The organism is Mesorhizobium sp. 10J20-29, from assembly GCF_054130485.1.
Genome location: NZ_CP199156.1, coordinates 4,015,529 through 4,028,359, shown reverse-complemented (window position 1 = coordinate 4,028,359; position 12,831 = coordinate 4,015,529). Strand labels below are relative to the sequence as shown.

The following is a 12,831-nucleotide window of genomic DNA, read 5'->3' as shown; positions in this document are numbered from 1 at the left end:
CTCCAGGCACAATAAATCTCCCTCACACTCAGCCGCTCGGCCGGGCGCGTTCATAGCGTCACACCTGTTTTCGATCGTCCCTGTTCTTCTGCGCCGTCAGCAGATCATCGAAGGCGCGCGGTCATGCTTCGCTTGCTAGTGGCCTCCATCGAGATAGGAATCGCCAGCACCGCCGGTGTCGACCTTGCTCAGCACATGAATGTCTTCAGGGTTCCAGGTCGCCACGACCGGGTCGCCCGTTTCGACGGGTTCGGCGAAAAAGGCCCGGTCGGACACGTTCGCAACGAACTCGTCGCCCTCGGCCCTGAGCGTGACCTTGACGTAGCTGCCCTGATACTCGGTCGCCTCGACGATTCCGGCGATTGAATTCGCGCCGACGGATGACGCCTCGTCGCCACGCCGGATGGTGACCTGATCACGTCGCACCGCAATCGAGAGCTTCGAACCGACTGTTGCGGCACTGTCATTCAACTTGACCTCAAACGTCGATCCGGCTTCCGACTTCAGCGTCCCTGCTCCGCCAGCATTGCTCTCGACTGTGCCGGTCAGGACATTCTGTCCTCCCATGAACCGCGCCACATAGGGCGTCTTGGGTCGGTTGTAGATGGTGTTGGCGTTGTCGGCCTGGTCGATGCGACCGGTATCCATGACCACCACCATATCGGCCAGTGCAATCGCTTCCGGCTGGGTGTGGGTCACATGGACGAATGTGATGCCCAGTTCGTCCTGAAGACTTTTCAATTCGCCACGCATCTTGAGGCGCAGGAACTCGTCCAGCGCCGACAGCGGCTCGTCGAGGAGCAGCACTTTCGGGTTGGTAATCAGCGAGCGCGCCAATGCCACGCGCTGCTGTTGGCCGCCGGACAGTTGCGCCGGCATGCGATCCTTCAGGTGGTCGAGTTGCACCCGCTCCAGCATCTCGAGTGCCTTGCCCCGGCGCTCCTCCTTCCCGACATTTCTCATCTTTAGGTAGAAGGCGACGTTGTCGAGGATCGAAAGATGCGGGAACAGCGCGTAGCTCTGGAACATCATGGCCGTTCCGCGCTCGACGGGCGGCTTTCCGACCACCATGTCTTCCCCAATGAAGATTTCGCCCGAGGTTGGTGTCTCGTGACCGGCAATCATGCGCAGGATGGTGGTCTTGCCGCAGCCCGAAGGTCCCAGCAAGCAGCAGTAGGAGCCATGCGGAATTGTCAGGTCGATGCTCTCGACGGCATAGGCATTTCCAAATTTCTTGGTCACGCCGACAAGTCGGATTTCGCCGCTTTCCCGCGTTCCGGCGGCGGTGTCGGGTGTGGCTTTTGCTGTCATTGTGTTCATTTTCCGCGGGACCGCTTGCGTTGGATGAAGAGGATGGAAGAGAGCGCGATGGCAATGACCAGAAACGAGATGATGGTTGTGACGGTGCCGAGCGCATACAGAGCCGGCGATGTCACATTGGTCGTCATCGTCCATATCTCGAGCGGGAGCGTGTTTTTCGACCCGACCGTGAGCCAGCTTCTGGGGAATTCGTCGTAGGAAAGCGTGAAGCCGAATAGCGCGACGGCGATCATGCCCGGGAAAACAATCGGAACAACGACTTCCTTGACCGTCTGCCACTTGCTGGCACCAAGGTCGTAGGCCGCCTCCTCATAAGACGGATTCAGGCGTCCGAGGACGGCAAACATGATGAGCAGCCCGAAAGGCAAGGCCCAGGAAAGATGCGCGCCGAGGCCCGAGGTGTTCCACGACGCCGAAAGACCGAGATACCGGAAGGTCACAATCGTTCCGATCGACAGAACGAGCCCGGGCACGATCAGGCTGGCGATCGCCGTGTAGAAGATCAACGTCGCGCCTTTGAATCGGCGACGGAACGCGAAACCTGCCGTCACGGAGATCAAGACGGTGAGCACCATCACCACCAGTGCAAGAGGCAGCGAGCGGTTAAATGCTCCTACCACGTCGCCTGTGCGGCGCGGGTTGAACAGCTCGTCAAACCACATCAGCGAGGGGTCGCGCAGCGGGAAGACCAAGGACGCAGAAGGACCCTGGAACGAAAGCACAAGCACTGCCAGCATGGGCCCGTAAAGAAAGATCACGAACAGCGTGAACAACAGGGCCAGGACGTAGAATGTCCAGGGCCGAGATCCGTATGAGGGCGAAGCGGATGACATGGTCTTACCTCACCAGTTCCTTGCGCACATCCACCAGCCGGAAAATCGAAGCGGCGATCAGGAGCACGATGATGAGAAGGATCACGGCGTTGGCGGCCGCGCGCGGATAGTTCAGGAACTGCAGATCATTGAATATGCCGGATGTGGCGGATCCCGAAAGGCCGCCGCTCATGACAGTGACGACGAAGAAGTCGCCCATCACAAGCGTCACTACGAACAGTGCGCCGAGCGCGATGCCTGTTTTCGACAACGGGAGGACCACGTTCCAAATCACGCCCCAGCGGCTGGCTCCGGCATCGACCGCAGCCTCAAGAAGCGACTTGTCGATGCGCGCCATCGAATTGAAGATTGGAACGATCATGAAAAGGGTGAAGAGGTGCACATAGGCGACGACGACCGAGAAGTCGGAATAGAGCAGCCATTCGATCGGCTGGTCTATAACGCCGGTATTTAGAAGAGCGCTGTTGATCAGCCCTTCCTTGCCCAGCACGGGTCGCCAGGAGATCATTCGGATGATGTTGGAGGTCCAGAACGGGACGGTGCAGACCAGGAACAGCCCGATTGCCGTCAACAGGTTGCGGACGTGGAACACAAGGAAATAGGCAATCCAGAAGCCGAGTGCGAAGGTGATCGCCAGCACGATCAGGGTGAACTTCAGCGTCGATTGGTAGAGCGTCCAGGTCGTCGGGTTGGTTAGGAGATCGACATAGTTCTTGAGTGTGAAGTCGGGGACGATGCCGACCAGCATCTGGTATCGGAAGAAGCTCACCAGCACCACAAGCCCCACCGGGATGACGAAGAATAATGTGAGCACGACGGTCAGCGGCGCGACCTGCAGGTAGGTTGGCAGCATCGATCGTGAAGATGGCGCGGGTGTCATATCCTACCTTAAATCTGGAGCCGTTGCCGGGCGAAAGTCCGGACGGCGTGGTGGCGCCGCCCGGTTGTTTCAGTTTGCGTTATTAGGCCGCGTTGAATTCGTTCCACTTGGCGTAGAGGAACTCTGCTTCGTCCGGCAGGTTGTTCCAGACAGCCACCTTGGAGAAGCGTTCCTCGTAGGATCCGCCGTCGCGAACTTCGCCTGCCGAGTTGGTCTTCTCTCCAGTCGGGCTCGTGATGTCGGCGGTTGCGGCCTTGCCTTCGTAGAAGAAGCCGCGCTCGTTCTCCGACAGTGCCGCCATCGCCGTGGCCGGGTTGGAGCTATAATAGCCCTGCTTTGCAATGAAGCCGCCGACCCAGCCGGAATTGTACCAGTTGAGATACTCGTAGGCGGCGTCGCGCTTCAGGCCTTCAAGGTGGGCAAGCATGCCCAGTCCGTTGCCCCAGCCACGATAGCCTTCCTTGAGAGGCTGATACACGCACTTGACGCCCTGGGCCTTGACCGCCGTAACGGCTGGCGACCACATGGACTGGATGACCACCTCGCCCGACGCCATGAGGTTGACGCTTTCGTCGAATGTGCTCCAGAGAGCGCGGAAATGCCCGTCCTTCTTTAGTTCGATCAGCTTGGCGATCGTCGCGGTCAATTCGTCCTGGGTAGGATTGCCCTTGTCCCCATAGGTGAGCAGGCCGGCTGACTCGCAGGCCATCATGGCGTCCATGATGCCGTTGGTCGGAATGTTCTGAATGGCGGTCTTGCCCTTGAAGTCCGCCGAGATCAGGTCGGCCCAGCTCGATATTTCGCGTCCCACCAGGTCTGGCCGGATGCCCAGCGTATCGGCGTTGTAGACACCTGGGCAGAAGTTGGCCCATTCCGTCACACCGCCGGCAAAGCCGTTGGTGTCCATGCCTTCGCGGTAGATGTATTCGAACGGCGAGTCGCCCTGTCGCGACGCTTCCTTGCCGCCGAACTTCCCTTCCGTATAGAGCGGCGTCAACTCGCCCCAGTTCTTGATCTTTGCAATCTCGATCCCCTGCAATGCGCCCTGCGGGACCGCGACCTTGCTTTGCCATATCTCGAGGTCGGCGATATCAAGCGACTTCGGATCCTGAACGAGGCGATTGAGTAGGCCCGGATGATCGACAACCGACATTTCTACCTTGAATCCGAGATCCTGCGTAGCCTGTCGGGCAATATCGGGAAGCGTAGAATACGACATCCCGGTGTGCATGAGGGTCACGTCCTTGAGGTTCTGGGCCCAGACCATAGGGAAGCCAGTGACGGCTGTTGCGCCTGCGACTGCCGCACCGCCCTTGAGCACCGAACGTCGCGAAACCCTTCCGTTGAGTAGTCCACCTGTTTTCTTCATTTCAGTTCTCCCATTGCATATGCGTTTTCACGTGAACCGGATAACGCCTTGATCTGCATGCCGAGTTGTCCCGGTCTTGTTAGCCAAATCGAATGACGCGCGTCGTCCGATATCTGCTGCCCGTACACCGTCACTATCCCTTGCGGAGACAGCATCGGCAAATGAAATCCCGCAGCTTGGCCGCAGAACTCCAGGCGACTAACCGCGCATTCGCTCCGCGCGACGCGCTTTCGTTGCCCCTTCATCGAGTGCCCATCCATAGCCGTCGTCGACCTCCGACAGCACCACACCGTAGTCGTCGCGCGCGTGGTCAACCGTGATGAAGCCGTCGAGCACGTCGTCGAGAACTTTGGCCGGTTCGCGCTCCATTGGATCGCCGTATCCACCACCTGTCGGCGAATAGTAGGTGACGACATCGCCAATCTCGGTGCGCAACCCCGAGAATTTCGCCGGCTGATAGCTATGCTTGCCGGTCTGGGTGTTCTTGAGCTCCACCTTGCTGCAGTGTCCCGGCTTGCCGCCGAATATCCCCCATGGCGCATCCTCGTTGCGGTCGGATTCATGCGTCATGAAACCTGGCGTGAGATATCGTTGTGACTTCACGACCCCTGCCCCGCCGCGGAACTTGCCGGCTCCTGGAGGTGCATCGTCGCGAACCTCGTATCGATCGCAGATGAGCGGCAGATGCATGCCGAGGTCTTCGAGCGGATTGTTGCGCGTGTTGCGCATCAGTTCTTCGACCGTGTCGGGTCCGTCCGACAACGGGCGGCCGCCCATCGCCGCCTCGTTCACCTCGAGAAATACCCAGTAGTCGCCGCTCGGCCGCACGCCGGAATAGGCTGCGAAGGAAAGCACGGCCGCGTTGCCCGCCGTACACTTGTCGGGCAGCACCGGCGCCAACGCCTTGATGATCAGGTCGCAGAGCCGCTGGATCTGGCTGAAGCGGGCCTCTGCAGCGACCGGCGAAATCGGATTGAAGATCGAGCCGAGGGGCGACGTGACCTTGACGGGCCGGAACGAACCTTCGTTCTGCGGGATGTACTCCTCGTGCGTGTAGGTATCGAGAAGCAGCGCCCGGAAGGCAAAATAGCAGGCGACTTTTGTCGAACCGTCGAAGGGCACGTTGAACGCTGTCGGAACCTGATCGGAGGAGCCGGTCGTGTCTACTTCGACGCCATCGCCCCGTACGCGCACTGTCACCTTGAGGGGCAGCGTCACGCCACGATTGCGACCATCGTCGTCGAGGAACCCTTCGGCGACATAGTCGCCGTCAGGGATATTCTCGATCTCACGACGCAGCATGTTCTCAGTGTAGTCCATCAGCTGCCGCGAAGCCTGCAGGACAGTCTCCTTGCCGTAGGTCGCCATGAGTTGCTGAAAGCGCTGCACGCCGAGTTCGGCCGAGGCAATCTGCGCCTCTAGGTCGCCCATGACGAGGCTGGGAACGCGGGTGTTGTCGCTTATGAACTTCCAAAGCGACTCGTTTCGCACACCCTCCTTGTAGAGCAGCAGCCCGTTTAGCAGCATGCCTTCAGCGAAGACGTCGGGAATGTCTATGACCAGTCCGGGCGTCGCCGCGCCTATGTCGACATGATGCGCGGTATTGGCCGAAAAGCCGACAAGGTCGCCCTCGAAGAAAACCGGCATGACAATGCCGATGTCCGGCGAGTGACTGGCGCCGTAATAGGGGTGGTTGTGGACGACGCAGTCACCTGGCTTCCAGGCGTCGAGGGGCACCGTCTTCTCGATGCCGCGCAGGTAACCCGGCAGCGAGCCGATATGCATGGGCGTGGAGTCGGATTCGCACAAAGTGTTGTAATCACGGTCGAAAAGGCCGGCGCCCAAGTCCTGGCTCTCGCGAATGATCGACGAGTAACTCATTCGGTAGAGGACGTTGCCCATCTGCTCAGCGATGGAATGCAGCGCTCCTCCGATAACCTGTAGCGTGATGGGATCGACTGTCTTCTCCATACCGGTCATCCCTGATTGCGCTCGATGCGCATGTCGCCGAAGTCGAGCACCGTGGCGAGATAGCCGGGCGGCACGATCGTTGTCGAATTGTGCTGTATCACTAGAGCTGGACCGTCGATCCTGTCGCCGGCAAGCAGCTTGCCGCGCTGGTAGCGAGGCGTGTCGGCCGCCTCTCCATTGTCGAATACGGTACGCCGCCGGTAGATCTCGGCCTCTGGCGGGTTTGTTCGGCCGCCCTTGCCAAGCCTCGGCAGCCTGAGCGTTTCCACCTTTACCGTCGCGATCACGCGCAACGTGACCATCTCGGTCTGCTGATCGCGAAACGCGTGGCCGTAGACTTGCTTATGGGCGTTGTAGAAATTGTCGATGATGACTCCGGCCGTCTGCTTGCCAAGGGCGCCATCCGGAACGTCGGCGCGCAGTTCAAAACCCTGGCCAACATAACGGCATTCGGCAACCTGACGGAACTGGCGCTGTCCAGCCGGAATTCCATCGGCGTCGAGCTGCCGGTTTGCCCGGGCGACAAGATCATCGAGAACAGCGTTGACGCGCCCGAACTCGGCATCGCTGGCATTGTCGAGCACCATCAGCGTCGATTGCGTGTATTCGTACTGCAGGTCGGTTACCAGCAGGCCGGTTGCGGCCGTAATGCCCGGATGCACCGGCGAGATCACGTCTTTGGCGTGGATGGCTTCGGCGAGTGAAACCGAGTGCAGCGGGCCAGCGCCACCGAAACCCATAAGCGAGAAATTCCGCGGGTCGACACCCTTCGCGACCGAGTTGGCGTTGATCGCCAACGCCATGTTGTTGTTGATGATCTTGAGGATGCCTAGCGCCGCGTCTTCGAGGGACAGCTTGAGCGGCTCGGCAATGTGTTTGCGGATCGCCTTTTCCGACAGCGATGCATCGATGGTCAGGTCGCCGCCAAGGAAGTGCTCCGGATCCATACGACCCAGCACCACCTGGGCGTCAGTCACAGTCGGCTCGTCGCCGCCCTTGGCATAACATGCCGGCCCCGGCACCGCGCCCGCCGAGCGCGGACCGACACGGAACGCTCCCCCGGAATCGATGTAGGCGATCGAGCCGCCCCCGGCACCGATCGCATCAATGTCGATCATGGGCACCAGCACCGGCAGTCCGGCGACTTCCGTGTCGCGCGGATTCTTAATCCGCAGCTCGCCGTTTTCGATCACCGATATGTCGGCCGACGTGCCGCCGATATCGATGGTGATGATGTTGTTCTTGTCGCTGTGTTCGCCGGTCCAGCGGCCACCGATAACCCCGCCGGCGGGGCCCGAAAGAAGCAGTCCGATCGGCAGTTCGCTCGAATTCTCGATCGTCGATATGCCGCCGTTGGACTGCATGATGCGAACCATCGCATCGATACCGTTGGCACGCAGCCGGCCCTCCAGATTTCTGAGATAGGCTGACGTTCTGGGGCCGATATAGGCATTCATCGCAGCGCTGGAGAAACGCTCATACTCGCGGATCGTGTTCACCACGTCGGACGAGGCGGATACGAAGGCGTCGGGAAGGATCGACTTCACGATTTCCTTGGCACGCTGCTCGTGCTCGTTGTTGAGAAACGAGAAGAGGAATGCGACGATCACCGCATCCATGCCGCGCTTGGCGAAAAGTTCCGCTGCGTGCTTCACCTCGTCTTCAGCGAGGGGAACCTCGATGTCGCCCGTGGGCGGCATGATGCGTTCGCTCACCACCAGTCGGTCGCGCCGCCGGACCAGCGGTTTTGACTGCCAGGGCAGATCGAACTGCAGAGAGAAATTGTGAGGCCGCTTGTGTCGGGCCATGTGCATGATATCGCGAAAGCCCCGCGTTGTGATCATGCCGACCTTTGCACCCTGGCGTTCGATCACCATGTTGGTAGCGACCGTGGTACCGTGAAAAACCGCATCGATCTCGCCGGGCTTGACGCCTGCCAGGCCACAGACTTTCAGGATTCCCTGGACGACACCTTCGGATTGGTCGTTGGGCGTGCTCGATACCTTCGTGACAACGACGTGGGCGTCAGCGCTAGGCTCGGACCGCTCGAGCACGATGTCGGTGAAGGTTCCCCCGACGTCGACGCCGACGCGGATCATGACCAACGCCTCAACGGGCCTGATTGGGAGGCTGCAAACCTGCCTGCATCTGGACTAGAGCGTTTGACCGATGCGTCGCCCGGTACCGGATGGCGACCGGATGATTCGAACGCAGTGGCGATCGTGAGACACAAAGGCAACGCAAACTCGCCCATTGATATAATCCCCGCTACGCCACTTACGGACGCTTTTTCTAATTCAGATAAGTAGTAGACATGGATCGTTCGTATGTGAAATAATTATTTTGCGGGCATTAAGACGAAATCGGTATCAATGATCAGATACGATCTCAAGCACTTGGCGACGTTCGTCGCGGTAGCCGAGGAACTGAACTTCCACCGGGCGGCCGAGCGACAGAACATGGCGCAACCGGCGGTTAGCCGGATCGTGCTCGAACTTGAAGACAGGCTTGGCGTCAAGCTCTTGGAGCGGACGACCCGCAAGGTGAGACTGACCGAATCCGGGCGGTACCTGCTGGTGGAAGCGCAGGAAATTCTCGGCCGCATTCACGTCGCCGAGCATACGACCCGACTGCTTGCATCCGGCACCAAGGCAATATTGCGCATCGGTTACACCACCATCACCGGCCATTCCCTGGTGCCAGACATCACCCGCGATTTCCGGCTCAGCAATCCCGACGTCCGACTCGAGCTCACCTACATGACGTCCCCAGTGCAGCGTGACAAAATCCTGCAGGACGAAATCGATCTGGGCTTCATTGAGGGGTCGTTCCAGAACTCGGAAATTGAATCTCGGCCGGTAGCGCACCATCGTCTGACCGCCCTGCTCCCACTCGACCACCCGCTCACCGCAAAGAAGGCGCTGACGATCGATGACCTTGCCCGAGAGCAGCTCGTCATGGGCACGCGCGTTGAGTGGCCAACGTTGCGCCGCATCATCGTTGACGCCTTCCAGAGCGCCGGCCAAGTGATGAAGGTCGGCCAGGAGGCATCGAGCCTGACCGGGCTGCTCGGCCTCGTCACGGCCGGCGTCGGGATAACGATTTTCTGCGGCATGCCCCGGTTTTGCGGCGAGAATGCTATTGCCGCGCGGCCCATCGTGACCAACCCGCCAGTCCTGGTCGAAACCCATCTCGCTTGGCGCCGTACCAGCATCAACATGGCCAAGCGCCGATTCATCGAGGTCAGCCAGAAAGTCGGCGCCTCATACATGACACCCTAGTCTTGCGCTGATCCATTCAACCAATCACCAAGGGAAATTCGGGAGAGAGAAGCAATGGAGAACTGGGCAAACAGGAAAACGCTTATCCTCGGCCGGAACGAGATGGTGGGGCTGCTGGAGCCTCACGAATACAATGATTGCGTCGAGCAGGCCTACCGCATGCATGGCGAGGGCCGCTTCTACATGGACCCCAAGGGCCACATCGTGCTCGATCGTTTTCCTGGCGAATGGGAAGCGATGCCATCCTACATCGAGGAACCCCATGCAGCTGCCTGCAAGTGGGTCTCGATCCGCGAGAACAACCGCGAGAACTACAACCTGCCGACCGTGTTCTCGATCCTCATTTATACCCATCCCGAGACGGGGTTTCCCCTCGCTATCGTCGACGGCAGCTATCACACCGTGATGCGGACGGGGTCGGCGGCGGCCGTCTCGGCCAAGTGGATGGCGCGCAAGGATTCCAAGAAGCTCGCCATCGTCGGAGCGGGCCACATGGCGGAGGGAGCGCTCGCCACCTGCAACGCCGTATTCCCCTGGTCCGAGGTGCGCATCTGGAGCCGCAGCCAGGACACGCTCGATCATTTCGTGAAGGAACAGCAGCCCAAATACGAGGGCTTCGAGATCAAGGCGTCGACCAATCTCGAACAGACGGTGCGCGGCGCCGACGTGGTGGTGACTTTGACACCTGCACGGGGGCCGATCGTCATGGCGGACTGGATTTCGCCGGGCACACACATTGCAGCCGTCGGCGCAGACAAGAAGGGCGACCAGGAACTCGAAGGCAGGCTTCTGAAGGGCGCCCGCATTTTCGTGGATGACATCCGGCAGTGCCGTACCGATGGCGAGATCAACGTTCCGCTCTCGGAAGGCCTCATCACTGAAGCCGATCTCGCCGGCGAGATCGGCGAAGTCGTCACCGGCCGCAAGCCCGGGCGGACTTCGGACGAGGAGATCACCATCTTCGATTCCACGGGCATCGCGCTGCAAGACTCAGCCACGGTGCCCCTCGAGTACGAAAGAGCAATGGCAGCCGGCGTAGGAATAGAAAAAAAGATGATTTCTACTTGATCCTTAAGCCGCAAATCGTGAGGGCCCCTGAATGTGACCGGTTAGGTGCTGCATTTGAGATTCTGCCCTGATCCCTGCAATCAACCGGCGCTCTCAGACCATCGTCGCAAGGTCGGGGTTACGACATCGCCGGGGTTCATTCGGCCATGCCATCTTGAGCCCGAAGGCGCGAAGAGGTAAGTTCCACCCAGGCCGACGGTAAGCATGGCCTTACCCACTGAGGGAATGCAGCGAGTTTCGATTGTGCCGAGGAAATTGGATCCCGAAGACTCGCCTCTTCGGCTCTATGTTCTGGATTTCGGACTGTTCAAGGTACACGGCGGAAATCGGATCATCGCGATCTGCGGCTACCTGATCGAAACAAGACTGGGGCGCCGGATACTCGTCGACACAGGATTTCCAGCGAAATACGCTATCGATGCAGCAAAGGCTTCAGATGAAGATCGACTGTCTGGATTCGGCGAGGTTCGTGAACTTTCAACCGAGCACTTGCCCTCTGCTCAGCTGGGCAAGATCGGTCTGCGTCCGGACAATGTCGATTGCTTGATTATCACTCATACGCACATTGATCATGTCGGGGGCATTGCCGATTTCCCGGACGCAATGTTGCTGATCGGTGCGGCAGAACGAGCACTACCCAAGCCACTCTACTGGGGAGCGGTACAGCCTATGGATTGGCCGGATGTCGAAACGACTACGGTTTCCGGCGACCTGGAACTTTGCAATGGCTTCAGGATCTTATCCACTCCAGGTCACAGTCCAGGGCATTTGTCTGTTTTGGTGACGCTGCCGAAAACCGGACCAGTCTTGCTGACTGCGGATGCAATCTCGCGTCCCTCTGAAGTTGACGAGCGTTTTGCAGGTTCATGGGATCCGGAACTCGCAATCAAGAGTGCGGACCGTATCCTAAGAATTGCAACGGAACTCGGGGCCTTCGTGATCTACGGTCATTCGCCCGAACAGTGGCCGCAGTTGCGGAAAGCTCCCCAGTTCTACGACTGAATGCGAGTTCAAGTTACCGTACATCACGTCCTTGGTTGAGGATGATTACATTGCCACTCGCAACATCGCCTGCTGGCGAAATCAGGAAGCTCACCCATTCAGCGACTTCTTGCGGCCGCATCGCGCGACCATGTGGCATCGCCGCAAGTGCACTTTCTAGAACCTCAGGAGTCAGGACGTTAAATAGTGGGGTCTCGGTCATTGCAGGGGCGATTGAGTTGACGCTGATCCGGTCCCGCGCGTAGCGCCGTGCAAGATCCTTCGTCAGCGTGTCGAGTGCTGCCTTGCTGGCGCGGTAATGCGGCGGGTCGAAGACATCGAAATTGTAGGCGCCGTTCGATGAAATGTTGACGATCTTCTTGACGCCTGGCCTCAGCCTCATCCGGCGCACGGCTTCCTGACAACAGTGGAATGCACCCGTAAAGTTGACTGCCATCTGCCGATTGAGTTCATCCGCCGCTATGTCGGGGAACTCCCCCATGAAGCAGGTTCCGGCATTGTTGACCAAGGCGTCGAGCCCCCCAATCTCGGCGTCGATCGCCTCAAAGGCACGGGCGATTGCGACTGGGTCCGTGAGATCGCACTCGACAGACAGGAAGCTCCCGCCGCCAGTCTTGATCGCCTGTTCTAGCTCATTGAGCCCTGGTCGGTTGACGTCGAGGCCCGCAATTACGTAGCCACTATCTGACAGCCGATTTACAATCGCCTTACCCATGCCACCGGCCGCACCCGTAACGATTGCTATAGGTGCCTGACGGGTCTGTTTAATCATGCGCGTTGCCCCAAAACTTTGCCTTGGCATTCGATGCTATTGTCCCTGGCTCCCTGCGACTTGACCACGCAAGGAGGTCGTACTTTTCGCCCTCGCCAGTAAACTCGACTTGTTGACGATGTGGGGGCGACACCGCAGTTGCGCTCACCTTTAGCCGATCGCTTCAATTGGTTGCTGTGCCCTAGAACGCTCACGACTGAGCGCTTCAATCCATAACATTCGGAAAGCTGCCGGTCATGTCCAGGATTTTTCTGTCAGCTCAGCGCCCTCATTCCGGCCGTTCGATCGACACTTATGACTTCCCGAAATCCGACATTACTCATTGTCTAGCAAAA

10 protein-coding genes are annotated in these 12,831 nt (G+C 59.3%); 3 read left to right on the top strand and 7 right to left on the bottom strand.

Going from position 1 to position 12,831, the window contains the following annotated elements; translation table 11 throughout:
• Window positions 1–135 precede the first annotated feature (135 nt).
• The 6 genes from ACT2BZ_RS19285 to ACT2BZ_RS19260 all read right to left on the bottom strand — a co-directional run bounded on the left by ACT2BZ_RS19285 (window position 136) and on the right by ACT2BZ_RS19260 (window position 8,472).
• A complete protein-coding gene (locus tag ACT2BZ_RS19285; RefSeq protein ID WP_457936928.1) occupies window positions 136–1,311 on the bottom strand; it encodes an ABC transporter ATP-binding protein in 1,176 nt (391 codons plus the stop codon).
• A gap of 5 nt (window positions 1,312–1,316) precedes the next feature.
• Window positions 1,317–2,153 carry an ABC transporter permease gene (locus tag ACT2BZ_RS19280; protein ID WP_457936927.1) on the bottom strand — a complete coding sequence of 279 codons (837 nt, stop codon included), beginning with the start codon at window positions 2,151–2,153 and terminating at the stop codon, window positions 1,317–1,319.
• Between the two features lie 4 nt (window positions 2,154–2,157).
• Complete coding sequence (locus ACT2BZ_RS19275; RefSeq protein ID WP_457936926.1) at window positions 2,158–3,006, bottom strand: ABC transporter permease; 849 nt, start codon at window positions 3,004–3,006, stop codon at window positions 2,158–2,160.
• A 109-nt stretch (window positions 3,007–3,115) separates the two neighbouring features.
• On the bottom strand, window positions 3,116–4,402 hold the full coding sequence (locus tag ACT2BZ_RS19270) for an ABC transporter substrate-binding protein (protein WP_457936924.1): 1,287 nt from the start codon (window positions 4,400–4,402) through the stop codon (window positions 3,116–3,118).
• Between the two features lie 198 nt (window positions 4,403–4,600).
• Window positions 4,601–6,373 carry a hydantoinase B/oxoprolinase family protein gene (locus ACT2BZ_RS19265; RefSeq protein ID WP_457936922.1) on the bottom strand — a complete coding sequence of 591 codons (1,773 nt, stop codon included), beginning with the start codon at window positions 6,371–6,373 and terminating at the stop codon, window positions 4,601–4,603.
• A gap of 5 nt (window positions 6,374–6,378) precedes the next feature.
• Entirely contained in the window at window positions 6,379–8,472 is a 2,094-nt protein-coding gene (locus ACT2BZ_RS19260; protein ID WP_457936920.1) for a hydantoinase/oxoprolinase family protein, read from the bottom strand.
• A gap of 297 nt (window positions 8,473–8,769) precedes the next feature.
• Here ACT2BZ_RS19260 and ACT2BZ_RS19255 point away from each other — a divergent pair, with 297 nt between their 5' ends.
• From ACT2BZ_RS19255 to ACT2BZ_RS19245, 3 genes are all read left to right on the top strand, one after another.
• Window positions 8,770–9,654, top strand: a complete 885-nt coding sequence (locus ACT2BZ_RS19255) for a LysR family transcriptional regulator (RefSeq protein WP_457936919.1) — start codon at window positions 8,770–8,772, stop codon at window positions 9,652–9,654.
• A gap of 54 nt (window positions 9,655–9,708) precedes the next feature.
• The gene (locus ACT2BZ_RS19250; protein WP_457936917.1) at window positions 9,709–10,722 is read left to right on the top strand and encodes an ornithine cyclodeaminase family protein; all 1,014 of its coding nucleotides are present in this window, start codon (window positions 9,709–9,711) and stop codon (window positions 10,720–10,722) included.
• Between the two features lie 255 nt (window positions 10,723–10,977).
• Window positions 10,978–11,724, top strand: coding sequence for an N-acyl homoserine lactonase family protein (locus ACT2BZ_RS19245; RefSeq protein WP_457936916.1), 747 nt, complete (start codon window positions 10,978–10,980; stop codon window positions 11,722–11,724).
• A 13-nt stretch (window positions 11,725–11,737) separates the two neighbouring features.
• On the opposite strand, the gene ACT2BZ_RS19240 is transcribed toward ACT2BZ_RS19245, so the two are convergent.
• Window positions 11,738–12,496 (bottom strand): SDR family NAD(P)-dependent oxidoreductase, encoded by a 759-nt coding sequence (locus ACT2BZ_RS19240; RefSeq protein ID WP_457936915.1) that lies wholly within the window; start codon window positions 12,494–12,496, stop codon window positions 11,738–11,740.
• Window positions 12,497–12,831: the final 335 nt, after the last annotated feature.